Raw genomic sequence first — 21,878 nt, 5'->3', positions numbered from 1 at the left:
TGGGTCAGATGCCGAGGTTGGAGAGCAGGCCGCCGACGACGGGGACGACGCCCAGCAGCAGGAAGGCGGGGAGGAGACAGATGCCGAGCGGGACGGCGGCCTTGACGCCCACCGCGCGGGCGCGGTCCTCGACCTCGGCGCGGGCGCTTCTGGTCAGGTCGTCGGCAAGGCGCTCGACCGTCGTGGCGACCGGGGCACCGGTTGCCTGAGCTCGGGCCAGTGCTCGGCCCAGCGGCGCCAACGCGGGATCGTCCACCAAAGTGCGCCACGTCTTCTCCGGATCGGCTCCCAGACGAAGCCGGGAAGCCGCCGGCAGGAGCCGGGCGGCTGCCGGGCCGGGCAGCGCTGCGGCGACGGCCACGAGCGCCTCCGCGGGCGCCGCGCCGGAGGAGAGGGCAGCGGAGAGCAGGCGGACCAAGGCAGGCAGCTCGGCCTTCGCCGCCTCCCGCTCGCGCCGGACCTCGGCGGGCTCGACCCGGCCGATGACCAGCCAGCAGACGACACCCGCCGGAGCGGCGAGTACGGCACCCGCCGTGCCGCCGACGAAGGAGTAGACGGCGCCGGCGGCGAGCAGCGCCAGCAACGGCCGCCAGCGAATCATCCAGCCGCCGGGGTCATCCCGATCCGACACGGTCGCGACCGTGCCGGGGAGTGGTGAGGCCGGCGCGGGCAGCAATGCTGCTGACAGCCCGAGCGCGACGGCTGCAAGCCACATGGTCATCTCGCCTCCACCCCTCGAGCGATGCCCTCGATCCACCACAGCCCCAACCAGCCGAGCAGCAGCCCGAGACCGAGGCAGGCCAGGCCCACCGGCGATCCGAAGAGGAACGCCAGCGGGTCGCCACCGACGCCGCTGCCCATCGCCAGGGCCGCCACCGGCAGGCCCGCGATCAAGCGGGCGGTGGAGCGGGCCGAGCCGAGCTCACCGTCGACGACCCGCTGAGTGGCGGCTGCGGCCCGCAGGTCGAGCGCCACTCGGTCGAGTGCGTCCGCGAGACCGCTCCCGGTCTGGTGAGCGATCTGCCAGGCCGCGGCGACCACCCTCAGCGAGCCCGCACCGGGCACCTCCGCGACCTGCCGCCACGCGGCGGGGACGTCGGAGCCCATCCGCTGCGCCTCCGCGACCGGCTCGATCACCGGCCACTCCGTGGCGAGCTGCGTCAGCGCGGGACCGGGCGGGTGCCCGGCGGCGAGCTCGGCGGCCATCTGCTCGCAGGCCTCGACGACACGGTTTGCCGTACGCCCGGCCTCGATCCGCTCGCAGCGGCGCCGCCACAGGGCGACACCTCCGAAGGTGGCGATCCCGAGCAAGACAGCCGCGACGACCGCCTTGCCCGGGAAGACGATGGGGATCAGGGCAATCAGGAGGAACGACCACCGCGGCACCCGCCACGCGAGCGACCGTGGTCCGACCGCTGCTCGTGGACGGAGCATCAGCGCGGCGGCGGCCCCGAGCAGGCCGGCGACCAGCCCGAGGCTCAGCCCACTCACCGTTCGGCTCCCAGCAGCGCTTCGAGCCGGTCCGAGGCCGGTCCGGCGACCACGACGTCATCGGCGGCCACCGAGAAGGCGGTCTCCATCCGGACCAGCCCATCGGCTCCGCGACACGGGACCGCGATCTCGGTCAGCACCCGGCGGCCGTCACGTCGGCGCAGGTGCACGACCACGTCCACACCGGAGGCGAACTGGCTGTGCGCCGCCTCCCTGCCGAGGCCGGCGGCGAGCGCCAGTGCCTCCACTCGCGCCGGGACATCGGCGGCGGAGTTGGCGTGCAGAGTGCCGCAGCCGCCCTCGTGGCCGGTGTTCAACGCGGCGAGGAGATCGACGACCTCGGCGCCACGCACCTCACCCACGACCAGCCGGTCCGGACGCATCCTGAGGGCCTGGCGGACCAGCGTATGGAGCTCGACGGCGCCGGCGGCCTCGATGTTGGCCGGGCGCGCCTCGAGGCCGACCACATGCGGATGGTCCGGACGCAGCTCGGAGGCGTCCTCGACCAGCACCAGCCGCTCCTCCGGCGGCACCAGCGACAGCAGGGAGGCCAACAGGGTGGTCTTCCCGGTGCCGGTTCCTCCGGAGACGAGAAAGGCGGACCGGGCCAGCACCAGCCGCCGCAGCAGATCGGCCACGGCGGGAACGACCATCCCCGATGCCTCCAGCTCGGCGAGCGTGAACGCCCGCGCCGACGGCACCCGCAACGAGATCACCGTGCCCGGTCGCGCCAGCGGCGCGAGCACCGCATGGAACCGGCTGCCGTCGCCCAGTCTCAGGTCGACGTAGGGCGAGGCGTCGTCCAGGCGGCGGCCGGCCCCGGCAGCCAGCCGCTGCGCCAGCCGTCGAACCGCGTCATCGTCAGGAAACGCGACCGGAGCGGGCTCCAGGCCGGATCCGCGGTCGATGAAGACCTGATCGGGTCCGTTGACCAGGACGTCGGTCACCCCGGGCAACCGCAGCAGTGGCTCCAACGGCCCCGCGCCGACCACGTCGCGGCGCAGCATCTCGAAGACAGCCAGCACGGTCGCGTCGCCGACGATCCGCCCCTCTGCACGGAGCGCCTCCTGGACCCGGTGCGGGGTGAGCTCTCCCGGCGTACGCGCCAGGTGGTCGCGGACGAGGTCGACGACCTGGGGTGCGATGTCGACGGCGCCGATCATGCGACCATCACCCCGGCGCGGACCCGGCAGCGCGTCAGCACCTCGGCCGCGGCGCGGGCCAACGGCGCCCGCTTCGAACGGATCGGCCCCAGGCCCAGGTCGATGGCCTCCGAGAGCCCGCGCTGGTCGGACATCGAGGCGATCACCGGGAGTCCGAGCGCACGCCCGACGGCCTCCGGCTCGGCCGCGCGGCCGCGGACGACGACCCGCACCCGATCGCGCTCGGGAAGGCGGGAGATCAGCCGGGCGGCGGACGCCGTGCCGGTGACGTTCGCCCGAACGACGACGAGGACGATGTCGCAGCCGGTCAGCAGCGCCTCGGTCCCGGCGTCGGACTCACGTGGCAGGTCGACCACGACCAGGTCATGGCCGCGACGAGCGGCGGCGAGCACCTCGCGCACGACCTCCGGCCGTGGTGGCACCACGTCGCCGCCCGGCCAGCCCAGCAGGCCCAGCGACCCGACGTGCGGGACCGCCTCCCGCAGCGCCCGCGCCCCCAGCCGCCCGGCGGTCTGCCCGAGATCTCCCCAGGTCACCCCTGGGATCTCGTCGAGGCCGAGCACCCGACCGGCGCCGGGACCGAGCCGGTCGGCGTCGATCAGCAGCGTCGATCCGCGGTCGGCTCCGAGGCTGGCCAGGGCCGCGGCGTACGTCGTCGCACCGGCTCCACCCGATCCGGCCAGCACGCCGACGACCATGCCGTCGCCGCCCTCACCGTCGCCGACGTCGGCGAGCAGCCCGGCGACCACGGTCTCGGCCGACGGCAGCTCGAGCAACGTCTCGGCACCGACCTCCAGCGCGGCCCGGAGCAGCGGTTCGCCGGTCGAGCCCCAGCCCACGACGTACACCCCGTCTCTTCGGGGCGGACGCAGCGAGGCCACCTCCGCCAGGAGGTCGGCGCCGACGAGGATCAGTGGTGGGCGTTGCCATCGACGCAGGGCGCCGACGGCGTCGGTGCACTCCTCGACGGTGACGCCGGAGGCGGCGGCCAGGCGAGCCGCCTCAGCGGCGAGCAACGAGTCCGAGGTGATGACGAGCGGTTCCGAGGTCATGGCAGCAGGATCCGCCGAGACACCGACAATTCCACTCGCAAATCCAGGACCTGTGGATAACCCCGTCCTGGACCCACCCTGTGGATGGTGATCGGCCCGCCCAACGGCCGTCTACGATGTGCCCATGACACGCATCGCTGCGTTCTTCGACCTCGACAAGACGATCATCGCGAGGTCCAGCACGCTTGCGTTCTCCAAGCATTTCCAGGCCGGCGGCCTGATCACCCGCGCGGCCATGATCCGCTCGGCCTACACGCAGTTCGTCTACGTCGTCGGCGGTGCCGACCACGACCAGATGGAGAAGATGCGCAAGTCGCTCTCCGAGATGGTCACCGGCTGGGACGTGGCGACCGTCAAGGAGATCGTCGCCGACACCCTCCACAACGTGGTCGACCCGCTCGTCTACGAGGAGGCCGTGCAGCTCATCGAGCAGCATCACGCCCAGGGCCACGACGTCATCATCGTCTCCGCGTCCGGCACCGAGCTGGTCGAGCCGATCGGCACGATGCTCGGCGCCGACCACGTCGTCGCCACCCAGATGGAGATCGAGGACGGCCGCTACACCGGCGAGATCGCGCTCTACGCCTACCGCGAGGAGAAGGCCCGCGCGGTCCAGCAGCTGGCCGAGCGCTTCGGCTACGACCTCGAGCAGTCGTACGCCTACTCCGACTCCGTCACCGACCTGCCCATGCTGGAGGAGGTCGGCCACGCCTTCGCGGTCAATCCCGACAAGGACCTCCGCAAGGCCGCCAAGGAACGCGGCTGGGACATCCTGGTCTTCAACAAGCCTGTCGCGCTGCGCAGCCGCGTGCTCACCCCGTCCACGCCGACCCTGGCCGCACTGGCCGTCGGGGGCGCGGTCGCGATCGCCGGGGGCGTCATCTGGGCGGGCACGAAGCGCCGTCGCCTCGGCGCCTGAGCCGATTCTGCAGAAGCGCCATCATCCTCCTCATCCTGCAGAATTTCCAGCCTTGAATCTGGCTGTCGATCAGCGTAGAAACAGAGGTGTAACAAGACGCACACGAGTGACAGGCACCCACGCGGCGATCCACCCATCTGATGGGGTGCTGTAGCCGGGGAGAAATCCCGACGCAGTGACCAGACCTTGCACGCTTGGTAACCAGAAACACTCGTGTCAGCGGTGGCACCCGGTGCTCACAACCCACCGGGTGCCACCTGCTTTTGCACCTTCTACTCGGCCGCGTCCAGGCGCAGCGGCGAGGCCTCGGCCCCGGCGGCGTACGCCTCGGCCGCGTACAACAGCCATGAGTGCGCCCCCGCCTGGCCACCCTCGCGGAAGCCGCGCAGGTTCGACTCGTAGGCGGCACGCAGCGCCAGATGGCCGGCCTCGGGCACGACCAGCGACTTCTCGTCCACGCCGCGCGCGACCAGGATGAGCCGCTCTGCGGCACGCGCGACCAGACCGTTGTGGGACGCGAACGGAGCAGCGGTCGCCAGATCGGCGTGCACGAACGCCGCCACGACCAGCGCGGGCGCGGATGTCGGCGCGAGCAGCAGATCGGAGAGACGCCGCAACCGCTCGGCCGACTCGGCCGACCGTGGACGGCCCAGCTCCTCAGCGTCCAGCGACCCCGCAGCCGCCAGCGCGTGCAGCCGCGCGAACGCCTGCAGCGGCGCGTGCTTCACCACCGGCACCAGCGAGAGCAGCTCGGTCGAGAGCCGCACGGCGTCCTGCGCGATCGCGTCCCCACCGGAGGCGCGAACCTCACCCAAGGACGACGAGGACCCTTCCAGCACGGCAGAGGCGTGCGCACCGCGCAACAGCGACTCGGCGGTGGTCTCCGGAGACGTACGCCGCAGTCCCCGGTCACGCAGCATCACGTCGATACCGTCACGAGCTGCGGCGAAGCCCGAGGCCACACCTTCGAGCGACACCAACCGGGCAAGCGGATCGTCCTTCACGCGTCAACCTTAAGCGCGCGTTACCCTGACCGAGATGACGGACCCAGCCAACCCCGACCCGGCACGCTCCTTCGGAGGCGTGGCGGACAGCTATGACCGCGGGCGCCCGTCCTACCCGGTGGATGCGGTGAAGTGGCTGGTCGGCGAGGAGCCGTGCGCGGTCCTCGAGCTCGGCGCCGGCACCGGCAAGCTCACCGAGGTGCTCGTCGGCCTGGGCCACGACGTCTTCGCGACCGACCCGGACGACGCGATGCTCGACATCCTCTCCGGGAAGCTCCCGGACGTACGCGCCACCAGCGGCATCGCCGAGCAGATCCCGACCGGCGACAGCCTCTACGACGTGGTCGTCGTCGGCCAGGCGTTCCACTGGTTCGACCATGCCAAGGCGCTGGCCGAGATCGGGCGGGTGCTGCGTACGGACGGACGACTCGCCGTGGTCCAGAACGAGCGCGACGAGCGGATCCCCTGGGTGCGCAAGCTCGGCAAGCTGATCGGCAAGCAGGACGGCGGCTTCGACCCGACCTCGATCCTCGACGACTCCGGGTCCTTCTCCGCGGTCGAGGCGCAGACGTTCCGGCACTGGCAGGTCGTCGACCGCCACTCGATCCAGGACCTGGTCCAGTCTCGCTCCAACATCGCCACCCTCGAGCCGGAGGCCCAGGAGCAGAAGCGGCGCGAGGTGCTGGCCTTCTACGACGACTACGGCCGCGGTATGGACGGCATGCAACTGCCCTACAACTGCCGCGCCTGGCGGACGCAGGTGCTCCCGCACGCCCAGATCAAGCACACCGTCGAAGTCGTCGAGACGGACGAGGAGCCGGAGCCGAAGGTGCCGCTGGCCAAGCGCACCGACACCGCCGTACGCCTCCCCCGCGTCATCACCGACCCCGAGAACGGCGACGACGACCTGCTCATCGACTTCCGGTGAGAGGGTCGCGCGGACGCGTCGTGAGCGCGTCGCGCTCCGGGTCCATCAGGTCGAAGCTCTGGATGATCCAGAAGATCGCGAAGCAGACCAGCAGCGAGACCTCGGTCGCCAGCAGCCAGTATTTCCAGCCGGTCAGACCCAGCACGATGCCGGCCGCCAGCAGCACCACCATGGCCACGACCAGCGCCCAGTAGGTCTTGTCCAGCCGCGTACGCGCCTTGTCGGCCTCCTGCGCGATCTTCCGTACGCCCCAGTCGGTGTTGAGCACGACCGCCAGCGCGAACGGCGTGAAGGTGAAGATCGCCGCGAGCCCGTGCGCCTTGGCCGCGAAGCTCTCCTGGTCGATCAGCAACCAGCCAACGCCGACGACCCACGCCCCGGCGACCGAGACCAGACCGATCAGCCCCCAGCGCGAGGGCCAGGCACCGGCGGCAGCACGCTTGCGGAGCCCGAAGATCAGCACGACCACCCAGCCGATCGCCATCACCGCCAGATAGCTCCAGGCGTTGTTGACGATGGCTGCCTTGTCGATCTGCTGCCCGATCTCCGGGGTCGGCACGAAGCCGACCATCGGCGCCGAGAGCCCGGCGAGGTTGAGCGCGGTGTCCTCCGCGTCGGTATAGCCCCGCAGCACCACCAGACACACGCCCAGCGCACACAGCACCGCGGTGAAGACCGGGCCGGCCGGGGTGTAGTAGTAGGACGAGATGGAGGTCTGCCACTCCCCGCTCGTGATCGTCTCGGCACCCACCGAGATCGCGAGCCCCGCGAGCAGACAGCACAGAGCGAACCGGACATAGCGATACGTCGTCACCTCGGTCGTCATATGCCTGAACGTAGCGGGATCCGGCCACCGTCGGGGGCCTATCCGGCAGCGCGTCCGAGACCCGCGCCAATCGTTCACCGAGCAATGTCGAGCAACGCATAGCGTGACGAAGGCCACATCAGATACCGTAAATCGAGCCCGGATCCCCGCCGGTTTCGATAAATCCTCCGTCGCTCCTACGATGCGCGCGTGAAGATGACGATCAAGTGAAATCCTTCGCCCCGAGCCGATGATGTCTTGGGATGCGCCCACGGACACGTTAGCGTCCGCACGAAGCCGCATATCTCTGCCGTAGCCCCACCATCATCACCGCTCGGGCGATGCCTCCTGCGGAAAAGTGAGGTCGACATGTCCACCGTGACATACCTCGAGGACGGCCCTTCCGTCCTCTCCCTGTACGAAGGTTTCTTCGCCGGTGGCGCCCGGATCCTGCACACCGCAGTCGTCCGCGCGCTCGACGCCACCACGCCTCAGCGGCACAGCGTGCTGAGCCTCAGTGACCGCGTGCAGCGCGAGTTCACCGCGCAGCGGATCTCCTCCGACAACTCCTACCGCCGCTTGACCTCGGCCGGCGTCCCGGTGCGGGCATTGAGACGTACGCCGACGGGCCCCATCACCGCCAGCCAGCTCAAGCGCGTGGCGCAGTCGGTGGCCAAGGCCGACGTGGTGCTCTCCCTCAAGGAGCAGCCGCTCACGGTGCTGGGCAGGGTCGGTACGTCCGGGACTCCGCTGATCACCTGCCTGCACCGCTCCGACCCGGAGCACCAGGGGGCGGGAGTGCAGGAGCTCATCGACCTCGACCGAGCCGGGCTGCTGACCGCTGCCGTGTGCTGTGCGGAGTCGACCCAGCGGGCCTACCACGAGGCGACCGGGATCCCGCTGGAGCGGCTGCCGGTCTTCCCCAACGGGGTCGACCTCTACAAGTTCCGCACCGATGCCGAACTGCGGGCCGGCAAGCGGGCCGAGCTCGGCGTGGACGGCGACGCACCCGTGGTGATGATCGCGGCGCGCTTCGACGAGATGAAGAACATCCCGCTCTTCGTCCGGGCCGCGCGCCGGTTCGTCCAGGAGCACCCCGACGCCCACCTCGTCATGTGCGGCGCCGGGATGACCGCGGACAACCCGGCCTTCGCCCAGCTCATCAACGAGGAGCTCGGCGCGTGGGCGGCGCTGGAGACCAACCTGCACGCCCTCGGGATCCAGAGCCAGATGGCGCCGCTCTACAACGCCGCCGACCTGATCACGCTCACCTCGGCATTCGGCGAGGCCGCCCCGCTGTGCCTGCTCGAGGGGATGGCCTGCGGCGCGGTCCCGGTGACCACGCCGGTCGGCGACGCTCCGGCGATGGTGGGTGACCTCCGTCTGGTCTCGAGCTTCGACCCGGCCGAGATGGCCGAGTCCTGGAAGGCCGCCTTCGCCCAGCGTGAGGAGCACTTCGAGCGGATCTTCCGCAACCGGCAGCGCCTCTCCGAGCAGCGGCTCTTCGACGCGTACGCCCGGCTCATCAAGGACTCCGCCGACTCGGCGCTCATCCCGGTCGCGGTCTGAGACGGTCGCTGGTCGAGCCCACACGCGGGGCTCGACCAGCGATGGATCAGTAGATGGTCACGCCGTAGGCGTTGACCGCCTCCCGTACGGGCTGGAAGAAGGTCGTTCCGCCCGTGGTGCAGTTGCCGGAACCGCCCGAGGTGATGCCGAGGGCCTTGGTGCCGTCGTAGAGCGCGCCGCCGGAGTCACCGGGCTCGGCGCACACGTTGGTCTGGATCAGGCCGCTGACCCGGCCGGAGCCCTGGTAGCGGACGGTGACGTTGAGCGCTTGGACGGTGCCGGTGTGGACGCCGGTGGTGGAGCCGTCTCGGGTGACCCGCTCACCGACGTACGCATCGGCGACCGTGAAGCCGCCGGGATGCGAGAGCGAGGGGTTGTCGTAGCGAACCAGGGCGTAGTCGTTGCCCGGGAAGCTCGACGAGACCGTCGGGCCGATCAGGGTGGACTGGCCCGAGTTGGCGTACCAGGTCGGAACCTCGTCACCGCAGTGACCGGCGGTGATGAAGTAGTAGCTGCTGCCGCTCTGCACGTTGAACCCCAACGAGCAGCGGTAGCCGGATCCGTAGATCGCATCGCCGGCGCCGAGCAGCGTGGTGAACTTGCCGGCGGTGCGCTTGATCGTGAGGGCCTCGGCGTCGGTGCCGGCGGCCTTGGTGACCTTGGCGAGCTCCGCCTTCGAGACGGTGGAGTCGGCGGTGACGACGACCTTGCCGGTCGCGGCGTCGGTGTACCAGGCGATGCCGGATACGGCCGACTTGTCGACAGCGGAATTGACCGCGGCCAACGCCTTCGGACTGAACTCCTTGTGATCCGGTGCGGCGACAGCCGGCGTGGAGGCAGCGGTAGCTGCCAGACCAAGACCGGCGACGACTGCGGCCAGACGGGTGCGGGACGTGGTGAACCTCATGTGTTCCTCCTACGAACGACCAGGCACCCGCGTGGTTGCAGGCGCCAGGAATGCCCGACCACCGCGATGTGCCCGAGCACGCCTTCTCGGGAGTATGTCGACGGGTCGATCGGTCGGCTACGCCACGGAAGAAAATTTCACCGCCAGGCGGAAATCATTACCAAATAGGGCGAAGTGGTCTGAACCACTTCGCCCCATTTCGGCTGCGTATCAGTAGAGGTTGACGTCGTAGGCGTTCACGGCCTCGCGGACCGGCTGGTAGAAGGTGGTGCCGCCCGAGGAGCAGTCACCGGAGCCACCCGAGGTGATCCCCAGGGCGGTCGAGCCGGCGTAGAGCGGGCCGCCGGAGTCGCCCGACTCCGCGCAGATGTCGGTCTGGATCATGCCGCGGACGGTGCCGGACCCGCGGTAGCGGACCGAGACGTCGAGCGCCTCGACCCGGCCGGAGTGCGCGCCGGTGGACGAGCCGTCGCGGGTGACCCGCTGACCGACGCGCGCGTCACCGACGGAGTAGCCGCCCTGGTGGCTCAGCGAGTCGTTGGCGTAGCGCACCAGGGCGTAGTCGTTGCCCGGGAAGCTCGATTTCACGGTCGGCCCGATCCGGGTGGTCTGACCGGCGTTGGTGTACCACGTCCCCACGTCTTCAGCGCAGTGACCGGCGGTGAGGAAGTAGTGGGTGCCACCGCTGCGCACGTTGAACCCGAGGGAGCACCGGGTCCCCGCGCCGTGGATGGCGTCTCCAGGCCCGAGGAACGGCTTGAACTCGCCCTTGGCGCGCTTGATCGTGATCGCGTCGGCGTCGGCGCCGACCGTCCGGGTCAACGTGCCCAGCGCGGAGGCGGGGACGGTGGAGTCCGCGGTCACGACCACCTTGCCGGTGGCCTCGTCGGTGTACCAGGCGATGCCGGACAGCGCGGACCTACTGACCGCGGAGTCGACGGCGGCGTAGGCGGCCGCCAGCGCCTTGGCGCTGGCCCCCGTCTCCGCGGGCGCAGCGACCGCCGGCGTGGCCATGGCGGTAGCCGCCAGCCCTAGACCGACCGCTGCCGCGAGCAGTCGGCTGCGTGACCTGGTGAACCTCATGCGTTCCTCCTGGGACGACCAGGCGCCCGCCCCGGTAGCGCGCGCCACGTGCACGACCACCGCGATGTGCCCGAACACGTCAACTGTGAGTATGTCGTTGTAGACACCACATCGGCCAGTCGTAGGCAAAAAACTTTCGCAGTTCGACCAAATTTCGTACGCCGCGGGGCAAAGTGGCTCAAACCACCTCACCCCGCGGCGTACTCGTGCTTGATCAGTAGATCGTGGCGCCGTACACGCTGAGCGCCTCGGTCACCGGCTGGAAGAAGGTGGTGCCGCCGGTGGAGCAGTTGCCGCTGCCGCCGGAGGTCAGACCCAGCGCGGTCGAACCGGAGTAGAGCGCGCCGCCGGAGTCACCGGGCTCCGCACACACGTTGGTCTGGATCAGACCGCTGACGGTTCCCTCGGCGTAGCGGACGCTGGCGTTGACCGCGGTCACGGTGCCGGTGTGGACACCGGTGGTCGAGCCGTCACGGGTGACGCTCTGGCCGACCCGAGCGGTGCCCGCGGTGAAGCCACCGGTCTTGGAGATCGTCGAGTTGTAGCGGACGATGCCGTAGTCGTTGCCCGGGAAGCTCGAGCCCGCGGTCGAGCCGAGGAGCGTGCTCTGCGAGGAGTTGGCGTACCAGGTCGAGACGGCGTCGGTGCAGTGGCCCGCGGTCAGGAAGTAGTCGGCGCCGCCGACCTTGACGTTGAAGCCGAGCGAGCAGCGGGAGCCGCCGCCGTAGATGGCGTCGCCGGGGCCGATGAGCGGGCTGAACTCGCCCTTGGTGTGCTTGACGGTCACGGCCTGGTCGCCCTGGCTCGTCTTCTCGGCGGCAGCCTCCTTGACCTCGGCGATCTCGGCCGCGGACACGGTCTCGTCAACGGTGATGACGACCTTGTTGGTGGCCGGGTCGGTGTACCACGACGAGCCGACCGGGGCGGACTCGGCGACGGCCGACTTGACCGACGCGACCTCGGCCTTGCTGAACTCGGCATCCGCGGCGGCTGCCGGGACGGCGACGGCGGCGGAGGCCGCGAGACCCACACCCGCGGCAAGCGCGGCGATCGTGCGGGGACGGAAGGTGGTGCGTTGGAACCTCATTCGTCTCCTCCTGGGGGAAAGGCCCACGTGTTGTGGGCTTCCGCACCCGGAACCACGGGTTTCGCGGCTTACCAGGGGCGGGTAACTGAGTTTCGTGTTCTTTTCCTTGCCCCGCACCACATTCGATTCCCCAAGAATCTGCATTGCAAAGACTCGTTCATCGAATTCCTGCAATGCAGCAACACGCGATTCCGCAGCGTTTGCGGCGCCGAGCCGAAAGAAGAGGATTGGGTAAGCATTGCCAAGTTGTAGGTGCCCGGGTCCTGGGCCGCGTACGGTGGGTATCCGTGTTCATCTCGCTGCTCGAGCGAGGATTCGGGCGGGATTCCGTCCGGCTTCCAAACCTTCGGCGTGGCGACTGTTGATAGATGGTAGACAAACCCCATGCCGTATCCGCCGCCCCCAGGCTCCCCCGGTTCGGGCGCGCCTGACGAGGAGCCGCAGAAGCAGCCTGCCCCTTTCGACTACAACGAGCGGCTGATCGGGCTCTCCGACGAGAGCGGCAACCGGCCGGCGTTCAACGCCCGCAAGGAGCGCGCCGGCCAGGGCGGGCCGCTGCGCCAGGTCCTGACCATCGCCGTCTCCCTCGGACTCGTGGTCGTGTGCGGCGTGGTCGTCTACGCACTGTTCACCCGCGGCGACGACGCGGCCACGACCGCCGGAGCACCGACCGCGAGCGACACGGCCTCGGCCGACAGGACACCGAGCGAGTCGGCGAGCCAGGGCGGCGGAAGCTCCGACGTCGGCGGCGAGTCCAGCGGCAATCCCGACTGGCCCGGGACCTCCGCGGCCGACCCCAGCGACGGCGCCACCAGCTCGCGTTCGACCATCGGCCCCGAACACCTCTCCAAGGCCGACGTCCCCCGCCCGTGGGAGTTCACCTACGGCGACGTCAACCTGAAGGCCCGCTACCTGAGCGGCAAGGACTACTCCGGCTGCAAGGCGACGCTGAAGCCCGCGATCCGCAACCTCGGCTGCGACTACGCCGTTCGGGTCTCCTACAAGGCTCAGCGGGGCAACCTGCGGATGACCCATTTCATCTACGACTTCAGCACCGTCGAGGCCGCCGGCAAGGCCGCTGCGAAGACCGAGCCGCGGCACGTGATCCCGCCGACGGAAGCCTTCCTGCCCGGCTACACCCAGGGCTGGTTCAAGGTGAAGGACTACGGCAAGTACGTCGTCTACACCATGGTCACGGCCAGCGACGGCATCACCGAGGCCCAGGGCAAGGAGTACACCTCCTACGGCAACACCGACCTCGGCGCGGAGATCCTCTTCCGGATGTGACCCGGTCTCAGGGGGTCGCCTGGTCCCCTGCTTCAGGTGATGCCCCTACCGTGGGCGAAGGCTGGGTCGAGGCGCTGCCGCTCTCGCTCGGCTGCGCCGACGGCGTTGCGCTCGACCCGGTCGAGGTCGACGGCTCGGCGCTCGGCTCCTCCGTCGTGGCCGACTCGGACGGCTCGGCCGACTCCGAGGGCTCGGTGCTCGGGCTCGCGGACTCCTCGGGAGTCGCGGTCGCGCCCGGCGACGGATTCTCGCCCTGCTTCTCGTCGCCCTGCTCCGAGCCGCCGCCGGTCACCCGGGAGATCGTCGTGCCGCCGTCACCGCCGCGCGTGATCGAGCTGACGCTGCGTCCGGCCAGCAGCTCGAAGACGGTGATCACGGCGACGACGACCACAAACATCGACAGCGAGGCCAGCGCGATCCGCTTCCAGGGCAGAGTCTTGAGGCGCTCCTGCCACGACGGCATCGGCTCGGCGTCGCCGTCTCCCTCGGCCATCTCCGCCGCCTCGGCCACGGAGTCCGAAGCCGGCTCGGTCGCGGGCTCCGAGCCGGTGCGTACGCCGGCGAGCCCGGCGGACCGCCACCGGGCCAGAGCCTGGACGCTGGTCACCTTCTGGTGGCTCTTGGCGAGCCACTGCCCGTAGAGGTTGGTGCCGATCGTGGCCGCCACGCTGCCCATCGCCGCCCCGAGGAGGGTGCCGACGGCACCGAGCGTGGAGAGCAGCAGAGCGGAGGTGACGGCAGCGAGGGCGCCTGCGGTGGTCGCGATCCAATCGATGCGGGCGGGTTTCGAGAGTCGGGTGTCGCTGGAGGGGGGAGTGTCACTCATCGACCTCAAGGTTAACTCGCGAACCGACGCTACCGGGGCCAACTTGACGCAGATCACCCTTGACGCAGGTCACGCTCCAGAGCCGCTGCGCCGGACATCAGCGTGGCGACGACGCTCGGCAGGGACTCCTTGTCGTAGCGGACGCTGGGCATGGAGATCGACATCCCCGCGACGACGTCGCCGCCGGCGCCACGGACGGGGACGCCGACGGCAACCACGCCACGCTCGGAGCGACCGTCGTTGAAGGCGAAGCCGTTGCGGCGTACGCGCTCGAGCTCGGTACGCAGCGCGTCGACGTCCGGGCGATCGGCCAGGTGGTCGGCGTACCTCTCCCGGGAGTAGATCGAGGCGATCTCGTCGTCGGAGATCTGGGCCAGGAGCAGGAGGCCGGCGGTCGTGCGGTGGGCGGGGAAGACCATGCCTTCACGGGAGCCGACCTTGAGCGACTGCGGCGACTCGACCGAGGCGATGAAGCGGCAGGTGTCACCGGTGCGTACGGCGACGTTGGCGGACTCGCCCAGCAGGTCGACCAGGCGCTGCAGATGGGGCAGCGCGACCTGACGGAGCCGGGATGCGGTCGAGCGGGAGTGAGCCGCCAGCTCGAGCACCGGTCCGGCCCGGTAGACCTTGTCCTCGTCCTGGACCGCGAAGTCGCGGTAGACCAGCATCGCCAGCAGCCGATGGGCGGTGGAGCGGGCGACGTCGAGCCGAGCCGCCGCCTCTGAGACGGTCAGGCGGCCTTCGAGCTGGAGGATCGTCGCCAGCTTGAGTGCGTGGTCGACGCTGGTGATCGCATACGGGGGCCGGGTCTTGAGCGGCTTGTCCATCCCACCTCTTCCTGATCACACCAAACCAAGCATCTATCGCTCGCCTCCGCAGGAGATTGACCCACCTGGGGAGGCCGCTGTGACAATGGCCACGTCGCCGAGGCGACGCCTCCCGACGCACCCGGTTCGACAAGTGAGGAACACTGCGATGTCTGTCCTGATCGGCACCAACCCGACGCGTACGTTCGAGGATGCCCGCCGCTGGGTCACGGAGGGAACTGCACTGCTGACCGGTGCCATCGACGGTCTGGAACCCTCCGCGTTCGACGGCGACTCGCAGCTGCCGCGCTGGACCCGCAAGCATCTGGTCGGCCACGTCGCCGCCAACGCCGAGGCCCTCGGCAACCTGATCTCCTGGGCCGAGACCGGCGTGGAGAAGCGGATGTACGCCTCCACCGAGCAGCGCAACGCTGACATCGAGGCAGCCGCGACGCGTCCGGCCGAGGAGCTCCGCGCGTGGTATCTCCGCGGCGCCGCGGAGCTCGACGCGGCCATGGACCGGCTCACCGCCGAGCAGTGGGAGCACGAGGTGATCACCGCCCAGCTCGTCACCCGGAAGGCGAGCGACGTCCCGTGGATGCGGGCCCGTGAGGTCTTCGTCCACGCCGTCGACCTCGGCGTCGGGATCACCTTCGCCGACCTGCCCGACGACTTCCTGCTCGCCCTCGCCGTCGAGATCCGTATCAAGCGAGGACTCTCCGACGACGACCTGCTCGGCGTCGAGGGCCCGCTTCCCGACGTGGCCGCCTGGCTCGCCGGGCGACCGCACGACCTGGTGGACGCGCCGACCCTCGGGCCGTGGCTGTGACCTTGTCCTGGGATCAGCTCCAGCGAGCAAGCTTGTCCGGGTTCAGGACGATCCAGACGTCGGTGACCCGGCCGCCGGCGACCCGGAGGTTGGCGACGCCGCGGTGAGCGCCGTCCTCGACGAACGTGAACCCGAGGCCGTCGGCGGTGGCCTCGGTCCGGACCTCCCAGCTCGGCCGCTTCGTGAGCACGCCGAGCAGGAACCGCGCCACCTTCTCCGGCCCGACGATGGGGTTGCGGGCCGCGCTGACCCGGCCGCCGCCGTCGGAGCGGAGCGTGACCGACGGGTCGAGCAGCGTCACCAGCCGGCCGAGGTCGCCGCCGGCGGTGGCCGAGACGAAGGCGCGTACGACGTCGTCGTGCTCCGGTAGCGGGGCGACGTCGTCGCGCTGCTGGGCGACCCGGCGGCGTGCGGAGGCGGCGAGCTGCCGCACCGCGGCCGGTGAGCGGCCGACCACCCCGGCGATGTCTCCGAACGGGACGGCGAAGATGTCATGGAGCACGAACGCGACCCGCTCGGCCGGGGTCATCGCGTCGAGCACGACGAGGAGCGCGGTGCTCACCGTGTCGTCCAGGGTCGCCCGGTCTGCCGGATCCTCGGGGGCGGTGAGGAAACCCGGTCGGACCGGCTCGGGCAGCCAGGGACCGACGTACCTCTCCCGGCGGCTGCGCGCCGACTTGAGAACGTCGAGGCAGACCCGGCTGGTCACGCGGCTCAGCCAGCCGGAGGGGTTGTCGATCGCCGCCCGCTCGTCGTCGGAGAGGCGATACCACCGCAGATAGGTCTCCTGGACCGCGTCCTCGGCCTCCTCGACCGTGCCGAGCAGGCGGTAGGCGAGCGCGATCAGACGGCGGCGCTCGATCATCACCTCGCCCAGGTCGTCCATGTCAGGCATCGTGGCATCTCCTTCAGGGTTCACCCAGTGTGACGAGCGAGACATCGCGAATGTGAGGTGGCGACCTCACATTCGCATCCGCCACCTCGTCAACCTGACGAGTGCCCGCGCTGTGGCGGGCCAGACCCGAAGGACACCGATGCTCGCCAACGTCAACGTCACCAAGCTCTTCCCCGCTGCGTACAAGGCCCAGATGGCCGTCGAGGAGGCGGTCGAGGAGGCCATCACCGTCGCCGGCCTCGACCGGCTCACCGTCGACCTGGTCAAGCTCCGCGCCTCCCAGATCAACGGCTGCGCCTTCTGCCTGCGGATGCACACCCAGGACGCACTCAAGAACGGTGAGACGACCGACCGCCTCGCCCTCGTCGCCGCGTGGTGGGAGTCGCAGTACTTCACCCCCGAGGAGCAGGCCGCGCTCACCATCGCCGAGCAGATCACCCGCATCGGCGACCTGCACACCTCCCCGGCCCCCAAGGTGGACGTCGAGAGCATCCTGGACGCCAAGCAGATCGCCGCGATCACCTGGGTCGCGATCGCGATCAACGCCTGGAACCGCATCGCGATCTCCAGCCACTACCCCGTCGCCCCCTGACAGGCGACGAGATCGGGCCCGGACGCACGCGCGTCCGGGCCCGCTGCGTCCTTCATGTACGCGGGGACGACTCCAGCACCATCCGGGCGAGCTCCTTGGCCAGCCGGACTGCTTCCAGGTGCGCGTCGAGCTGGGCGTTGGCGACGGCGCCGTCGTAGAGCAGGCGCAGACGATCGGCGACCACCTCCGGTTCGGCGTACCCGGCCTCGACCGTCAGCGAGAGCAGCATCTCCCGCAACCAGCCCCGGAACGACTTCAGGGCGGCCAGCTCGGCGCTACCTTCTGCTGCCTCGACGCTGGCATTGGCGAACGGACAACCGCGGTAGGTCGGGAGGTGCACCACCTCGTCGAGAGCGTCGAAGACCGCGAGGAGCCTCTCGACGGGATCGGACGCGGCGCCCACATGGTGATCCGTGCGCTCGCGCCGACTCTGGTGGCGCCCTTCGAGGTACGCCGCGACCAGGGCGTCCTTGCCGGAGAAGTTGTAGAACAACGACCCCTTCGCGACACCGGCCTCCTCGATGATCCGATCGATGCCGACCGTGTGCACGCCCTCGGCATAGAACAGGCGGTCGGCCGTATCCAGCAGGCGCTGCCGCGCGGATGGCTTCTTCGTGCTCATGAAAGAAGAATATCAGACAGGTCTGTCTAAATCTCTTGACAAGATTTGGACAGATCTGTCTAAATGGACTCCTGTTGTTAGACCGATCTGTCTAAGGAGTCCTCGATGTCTCGACCTCTCAGCCCCACGGCGGCGTTCGCCGGGCTCGCCGCGATCTTCGCGGCCTTCTTCTTCGCGGCCGGCGCTCCGACGCCGCTGCTCTCCGTCCGCCAGCAGGAGTGGGGCTTCTCGGCCGGCACCCTGACGTTCGCCTTCTCGGTCTACGCCCTCGGCCTGCTCGTCGCGCTCCTGGTCGGCGGCTCTCTCTCCGACCACCTCGGCCGCCGGCCCGTCCTCGTCGCGGCGCTGGCCGGGGAGCTGCTGTCGATGGTCGGCTTCCTGGCCGCGCCCGACATCGGCTGGGTGATCGTCGCCCGCGCGGTCCAGGGCATCGCGACCGGGCTGGCCACCAGCGCATTCAGCGCGGCGATCGTCGAGCACGCTCCCGCGCATCTGAAGAAGCTCGCGGGCGGCCTCGCCGCAGCCTCCGTAGCCGGCGGTCTCGCCCTCGGCGCACTCGCCACCGGCGCAGCTGTGCAGTTCACGCCGATCGCCAACACCATCGTGTTCGGCGCGCTCACCCTGGTGATGGCGCTGGCGATCGTCTTCGTCGCGCTCACCGGCGAGACCTCCTCGCGCCGGCCCGGCGCCTGGCGGTCGCTGACGCCTCGGATCAGCATCCCCGGCAACGTCCGCGCGGAGTTCCTGGCCGGGATCCCGGTCCACGTCGCGGCCTGGATGACCCCGGCGTTCTTCCTCGGCCTCTCACCGGCGGTCCTGCGACTCCACTTCGGTCTGGACGGCGGTCTCGTGACCGGGTTCACCGCGTTCCTAGGCCCGTTCGTCGCCGCTGTCTCCAGCTTCTACTTCGCCGGCCACCCCGCCCGTCGGAGCACCATCGCGGGCAAGACGCTGGTGCTCCTCGGCATGGTCGTCGTGGTCATCGGCGTGCTCACCACGGCCCTTCCGGTCCTGTGGCTCGGAGCCGTCGTCGGGGGGCTCGGATTCGGCGGGGCCTTCGGAGGCCAGCTCCGGCTCATCGTCCCGCACATCCAGCCCGAGGACCGGGCCGGCGTCTTCGCAGGGATCTACACCGTCGCGTACCTCTCCTTCGGGGTTCCCGTGATCGTCGCCGGGCAGCTGGCTGCGCGCTGGGGCCTGATCCCGACGTTCGAGCTGTACGCCGGCGCCCTCATCGTCATCGCCGCACTCAGCATCGTCGTCCAGACCGGCCTCGGCCGCCGCGAGTCCACCCGACCCGCCGCCGTCAGCGCCTGAGCGCACCCACCTACCTCCCTGGCGACCGCCAGGGATCAGAAAAGGAGAACCATCCATGACCAGCAAGAGCTACACGGCCGTCGTCACCACCGTCGGCGAGGGCCGCCACGGCGGCCGCAGCACCACGCCCGACGGCAACCTCGACGTCGTGCACGCCTACCCGGTCGAGCTCGGCGGCAACGGCGCCGGCACCAACCCCGAGCAGCTCCTGGGCGCAGGCTGGTCCGCCTGCTTCCGCGGCGCGCTCGGCAAGGCGGCCGCCGACCGTCAGATCAAGCTGGGTGACACCGAGGTCACCGCCGAGGTCACCGTGACCGCCGACAACGGCGACCACAACCTGAGCGCAGTCCTCCGGGCCTCCGCCGCCGGCGTCGACGACATCACCCTGCGGACGCTCATGGAGGTCGCACACACCCTGTGCCCGTACTCGAAGGCCACCGCGGGCAACATCCCCGTGGAGCTCATCGCGGGCTGATCTGGGTCATCTCCGGCCCGACCGAGAAAGTCCGGGACGTTCCGGCCCATTACCTCCGGGTAGATGGGCGGGAGCGTCTCGGACTACTTTTCAGGACTACCGGTTGCTGTCGCGGCCGAGAAGGTAGCCAACTGCCAGAGCAACGATCGCCAGCGCCACCGGATAGCTCTGCAGGAATGCTCCGAAGATCACGTCGGCCATCAAGCCGAGCAGTTCCAGGATCACCCAGATCGCCAGGAACGCGCCGGCGACGATGAGGACCTTCCACTTCGTCGCCATCTACTGGCTCACGTGGAAGAAGGCGGACGTGGTCAGGCGAGGACGCATGGGGATCCTTTGTGGAGCGTGATGGCCGAGGCGGCGCCCACCCGTCGGCGCATCGCAGAAAGTAGCAGCGGGTGTGGGGGCGTACGAGAGAATCGTGGAACCGCGTGGGAACGTTTCTCCTACGTGAATCTTTACTCGGCCAGGGGGTCCGATGACTACGCCGACACCACCACCGCCGCCGGACGGGTACGGCGCGATGCCTCCTGCGCCGAACCTCCAGCCTGGCCGGCCGCCGAACGAGAACTCGTTTCGCGCGGGAGAGCCACCGCCGCCGGGGAAGCCGCACAACCCGTGGCCCATCGTCATCGGGCTCGGGGCGATCGTGGTGGTGCTGGTGATCGGCGTGATCATCACGGCCGCCCTCGTCCTGCTCCGCGGTGAGGAGGACCCGACGGCGAAGCCGGGGCCGCTGACGGTGACGGCCACGCCGAGCACGTCGGCGACCGCTCCTGCCCCGGGCGGGCTGGCCGCCGATCTGTTCGAGGGTGACTGGAGGTTCAAGCTCGGCGACGTGAGCATGAACGCGACGTACGTGGCCGCCCAGGACTATCCGGACTGCGGGCCGATCGCGTCGGCCGCCCTGGAGAAGAAGGGCTGCGACTATGCCGCGATGGGGATCCACGACGCCGAGGGCGGCAAGCTGCGGATGCTCCGGGTGATCTACGTCTTCGACAGCGAGGCGGAGGCGACGGCGGCCGCGGAGTCGGTCAAGGAGACCGACTTCGACCTGCCCACCGGCAGTCTCATCGCGGACGACGTGATCGGGAAGTGGGTCGCCAAGGACTCCTCCAAGGCGGTCGTCGTCGGCTTCGTGACCGCACAGAAGGGCGTCCCGGAGGCGACCGTCGACGACTACCTCCACTACGGCACCGCCGACATCGCGGGCGCCCTGATCTTCATGGACCTGTAGACCCGCAGGTTCACCCGAGGTTTCCGAGTATTCGAAAGCGTTTGGTTCAGCGCACACGGCGGACTCATACCGTCGGTAGGCGTGTCCCCCACTGCCTCGGACGGTCTCGCCAAGCTCGGCCACCGATGGCGGGCCGTCGTGCCCGCGGTCGCGCTGTGCGGCGTCATCGCCGCCGCCTTGAGCTTCCTGGTCCCGACGACCGCCTCCGCCGGCCCGACCGTCAAGGTCGCTCAGGCCGGACCGGTACAGCCCGGCTTCCAGCGCTTCGCCTGGCTCAATGCCTGGGCGGACCACCACACGGCGCCCGGAGGCGCTGCCGCCGGCCGGCTCGACGGTGTGCCGCGGATGCGGATCGTGGTGGGTCACCTGCGGCGTACGGTCATCGACTTCGGCGTGCTCGCCGAGGTGGAGGCACCGCAGCGGGAGGCCTTCGAGTCGTTCGGTCGTGAGTTCGGCCTCGTCTCCACGCCCGACGCCACCGATGACGCAGTCTTCTACCGGCGCTCGGTCTTCCGACTGGTCAGCAAGGACACGGTCACCATGTACTACCGCCACGGCGCCCAGGTCAGCGCGCCGGTGGTCGTGCTGGAGGAGCGTTCCTCGGGGCAGCGCGTCGGGGTCCTGCCCGTGCACTTCCCAGCGAGCCTCCCGTCCGCCCCTGGTCAGAAGAAGTGGCGCGAGCTGAACGCCCGGATCGTCGAGGGCGTGGTCGCGCGTGCCGAGGTGCCGATGGTGGTGGCCGGTGACTTCAACCAGCGCAACGACATCCTGTGCGACCTGACCTCGCCGGGGACCGGTCTGGTGAGTCCGTTGGCGACGCATGAGAAGTGCGCCACCGCCCGCCGGGCACCGATCGACCAGGCGTTCCTCAGCCCGTCGCTGCGGCCTGACCGCTACCAGGTCTACTCCGGCCCGTCGGCCCGTCGCGCCACGGACCACGGCGCGTTCTACCAGGTCAGGCTGCGACTCTCCGACATCGCCTGA

General features: G+C 70.0%; 24 protein-coding genes. 10 read left to right on the top strand and 14 right to left on the bottom strand.

Annotated elements, in window-relative coordinates:
- Positions 1 to 4 precede the first annotated feature (4 nt).
- The 4 genes from ACIO3S_RS21350 to ssd are packed head-to-tail and all read right to left on the bottom strand — an operon-like array spanning position 5 to position 3,706.
- On the bottom strand, positions 5 to 721 hold the full coding sequence (locus tag ACIO3S_RS21350; RefSeq protein WP_400467745.1) for a type II secretion system F family protein: 717 nt from the start codon (positions 719 to 721) through the stop codon (positions 5 to 7).
- The gene (locus tag ACIO3S_RS21345; protein ID WP_400467744.1) at positions 718 to 1,491 is read right to left on the bottom strand and encodes a type II secretion system F family protein; all 774 of its coding nucleotides are present in this window, start codon (positions 1,489 to 1,491) and stop codon (positions 718 to 720) included. Before ACIO3S_RS21345 ends, ACIO3S_RS21350 begins: the two co-directional genes overlap by 4 nt.
- A complete protein-coding gene (locus ACIO3S_RS21340; protein ID WP_350838980.1) occupies positions 1,488 to 2,654 on the bottom strand; it encodes a TadA family conjugal transfer-associated ATPase in 1,167 nt (388 codons plus the stop codon). Before ACIO3S_RS21340 ends, ACIO3S_RS21345 begins: the two co-directional genes overlap by 4 nt.
- Positions 2,651 to 3,706: a septum site-determining protein Ssd gene (gene ssd, locus ACIO3S_RS21335; protein ID WP_400467743.1), complete on the bottom strand. Its 1,056-nt coding sequence runs from the start codon at positions 3,704 to 3,706 to the stop codon at positions 2,651 to 2,653. Before ssd ends, ACIO3S_RS21340 begins: the two co-directional genes overlap by 4 nt.
- A 124-nt stretch (positions 3,707 to 3,830) precedes the next feature.
- On the opposite strand from ssd, the gene ACIO3S_RS21330 reads away from it, so the two are divergent.
- The gene (locus ACIO3S_RS21330; protein WP_350838983.1) at positions 3,831 to 4,625 is read left to right on the top strand and encodes an HAD family hydrolase; all 795 of its coding nucleotides are present in this window, start codon (positions 3,831 to 3,833) and stop codon (positions 4,623 to 4,625) included.
- A gap of 272 nt (positions 4,626 to 4,897) precedes the next feature.
- Here ACIO3S_RS21330 and ACIO3S_RS21325 read toward each other — a convergent pair whose 3' ends face one another.
- Positions 4,898 to 5,629: an oxidoreductase gene (locus ACIO3S_RS21325; RefSeq protein ID WP_160026298.1), complete on the bottom strand. Its 732-nt coding sequence runs from the start codon at positions 5,627 to 5,629 to the stop codon at positions 4,898 to 4,900.
- Between the two features lie 34 nt (positions 5,630 to 5,663).
- On the opposite strand from ACIO3S_RS21325, the gene ACIO3S_RS21320 reads away from it, so the two are divergent.
- Complete coding sequence (locus ACIO3S_RS21320) at positions 5,664 to 6,557, top strand: class I SAM-dependent methyltransferase (protein WP_400467742.1); 894 nt, start codon at positions 5,664 to 5,666, stop codon at positions 6,555 to 6,557.
- Here the strand turns inward: ACIO3S_RS21320 and ACIO3S_RS21315 are convergent.
- A complete protein-coding gene (locus ACIO3S_RS21315) occupies positions 6,541 to 7,383 on the bottom strand; it encodes a hypothetical protein (RefSeq protein ID WP_400467741.1) in 843 nt (280 codons plus the stop codon). The genes ACIO3S_RS21320 and ACIO3S_RS21315 overlap by 17 nt on opposite strands.
- 348 nt (positions 7,384 to 7,731) lie before the next feature.
- Between ACIO3S_RS21315 and ACIO3S_RS21310 the strand changes: the two genes are divergently transcribed.
- Positions 7,732 to 8,931: a glycosyltransferase gene (locus tag ACIO3S_RS21310; protein ID WP_400467740.1), complete on the top strand. Its 1,200-nt coding sequence runs from the start codon at positions 7,732 to 7,734 to the stop codon at positions 8,929 to 8,931.
- A gap of 46 nt (positions 8,932 to 8,977) precedes the next feature.
- Here the strand turns inward: ACIO3S_RS21310 and ACIO3S_RS21305 are convergent, their stop codons facing one another.
- The 3 genes from ACIO3S_RS21305 to ACIO3S_RS21295 all read right to left on the bottom strand — a co-directional run bounded on the left by ACIO3S_RS21305 (position 8,978) and on the right by ACIO3S_RS21295 (position 12,008).
- Positions 8,978 to 9,838, bottom strand: a complete 861-nt coding sequence (locus ACIO3S_RS21305; protein WP_400467739.1) for a S1 family peptidase — start codon at positions 9,836 to 9,838, stop codon at positions 8,978 to 8,980.
- Between the two features lie 210 nt (positions 9,839 to 10,048).
- A complete protein-coding gene (locus ACIO3S_RS21300) occupies positions 10,049 to 10,921 on the bottom strand; it encodes a S1 family peptidase (protein WP_400467738.1) in 873 nt (290 codons plus the stop codon).
- A gap of 214 nt (positions 10,922 to 11,135) precedes the next feature.
- Complete coding sequence (locus ACIO3S_RS21295) at positions 11,136 to 12,008, bottom strand: alpha-lytic protease prodomain-containing protein (protein WP_160026293.1); 873 nt, start codon at positions 12,006 to 12,008, stop codon at positions 11,136 to 11,138.
- A gap of 384 nt (positions 12,009 to 12,392) precedes the next feature.
- Between ACIO3S_RS21295 and ACIO3S_RS21290 the strand changes: the two genes are divergently transcribed.
- Complete coding sequence (locus ACIO3S_RS21290) at positions 12,393 to 13,295, top strand: hypothetical protein (protein ID WP_400467737.1); 903 nt, start codon at positions 12,393 to 12,395, stop codon at positions 13,293 to 13,295.
- Between the two features lie 7 nt (positions 13,296 to 13,302).
- Here ACIO3S_RS21290 and ACIO3S_RS21285 read toward each other — a convergent pair whose 3' ends face one another.
- Both ACIO3S_RS21285 and ACIO3S_RS21280 read right to left on the bottom strand, forming a co-directional pair.
- The gene (locus ACIO3S_RS21285; protein WP_400467736.1) at positions 13,303 to 14,121 is read right to left on the bottom strand and encodes a hypothetical protein; all 819 of its coding nucleotides are present in this window, start codon (positions 14,119 to 14,121) and stop codon (positions 13,303 to 13,305) included.
- A gap of 53 nt (positions 14,122 to 14,174) precedes the next feature.
- Entirely contained in the window at positions 14,175 to 14,948 is a 774-nt protein-coding gene (locus tag ACIO3S_RS21280) for an IclR family transcriptional regulator (RefSeq protein WP_400467735.1), read from the bottom strand.
- A gap of 148 nt (positions 14,949 to 15,096) precedes the next feature.
- Between ACIO3S_RS21280 and ACIO3S_RS21275 the strand changes: the two genes are divergently transcribed.
- Positions 15,097 to 15,756, top strand: a complete 660-nt coding sequence (locus ACIO3S_RS21275) for a maleylpyruvate isomerase family mycothiol-dependent enzyme (RefSeq protein ID WP_400467734.1) — start codon at positions 15,097 to 15,099, stop codon at positions 15,754 to 15,756.
- A 13-nt stretch (positions 15,757 to 15,769) separates the two neighbouring features.
- On the opposite strand, the gene sigJ is transcribed toward ACIO3S_RS21275, so the two are convergent.
- The gene (gene sigJ / locus ACIO3S_RS21270; RefSeq protein ID WP_400467733.1) at positions 15,770 to 16,651 is read right to left on the bottom strand and encodes an RNA polymerase sigma factor SigJ; all 882 of its coding nucleotides are present in this window, start codon (positions 16,649 to 16,651) and stop codon (positions 15,770 to 15,772) included.
- Between the two features lie 139 nt (positions 16,652 to 16,790).
- Between sigJ and ACIO3S_RS21265 the strand changes: the two genes are divergently transcribed.
- A complete protein-coding gene (locus tag ACIO3S_RS21265; RefSeq protein ID WP_400467732.1) occupies positions 16,791 to 17,243 on the top strand; it encodes a carboxymuconolactone decarboxylase family protein in 453 nt (150 codons plus the stop codon).
- Between the two features lie 52 nt (positions 17,244 to 17,295).
- On the opposite strand, the gene ACIO3S_RS21260 is transcribed toward ACIO3S_RS21265, so the two are convergent.
- Positions 17,296 to 17,865, bottom strand: coding sequence for a TetR/AcrR family transcriptional regulator (locus tag ACIO3S_RS21260; RefSeq protein ID WP_400467731.1), 570 nt, complete (start codon positions 17,863 to 17,865; stop codon positions 17,296 to 17,298).
- A 105-nt stretch (positions 17,866 to 17,970) separates the two neighbouring features.
- Between ACIO3S_RS21260 and ACIO3S_RS21255 the strand changes: the two genes are divergently transcribed.
- Positions 17,971 to 19,182, top strand: a complete 1,212-nt coding sequence (locus ACIO3S_RS21255; protein ID WP_400467730.1) for an MFS transporter — start codon at positions 17,971 to 17,973, stop codon at positions 19,180 to 19,182.
- Between the two features lie 55 nt (positions 19,183 to 19,237).
- Positions 19,238 to 19,657 (top strand): Ohr family peroxiredoxin, encoded by a 420-nt coding sequence (locus tag ACIO3S_RS21250; protein ID WP_400467729.1) that lies wholly within the window; start codon positions 19,238 to 19,240, stop codon positions 19,655 to 19,657.
- Positions 19,658 to 19,753: 96 nt separating this feature from the next.
- On the opposite strand, the gene ACIO3S_RS21245 is transcribed toward ACIO3S_RS21250, so the two are convergent.
- A complete protein-coding gene (locus ACIO3S_RS21245) occupies positions 19,754 to 19,936 on the bottom strand; it encodes a hypothetical protein (protein ID WP_400467728.1) in 183 nt (60 codons plus the stop codon).
- A gap of 199 nt (positions 19,937 to 20,135) precedes the next feature.
- On the opposite strand from ACIO3S_RS21245, the gene ACIO3S_RS21240 reads away from it, so the two are divergent.
- Positions 20,136 to 20,894, top strand: a complete 759-nt coding sequence (locus tag ACIO3S_RS21240) for a hypothetical protein (RefSeq protein WP_400467727.1) — start codon at positions 20,136 to 20,138, stop codon at positions 20,892 to 20,894.
- Between the two features lie 81 nt (positions 20,895 to 20,975).
- Positions 20,976 to 21,878, top strand: a complete 903-nt coding sequence (locus ACIO3S_RS21235; RefSeq protein ID WP_400467726.1) for an endonuclease/exonuclease/phosphatase family protein — start codon at positions 20,976 to 20,978, stop codon at positions 21,876 to 21,878.

The sequence above is a fragment of the Nocardioides sp. NPDC087217 genome (assembly GCF_044744805.1).
Classification (GTDB): domain Bacteria; phylum Actinomycetota; class Actinomycetes; order Propionibacteriales; family Nocardioidaceae; genus Nocardioides.
This window is presented reverse-complemented; position numbering and strand designations above follow the sequence as displayed.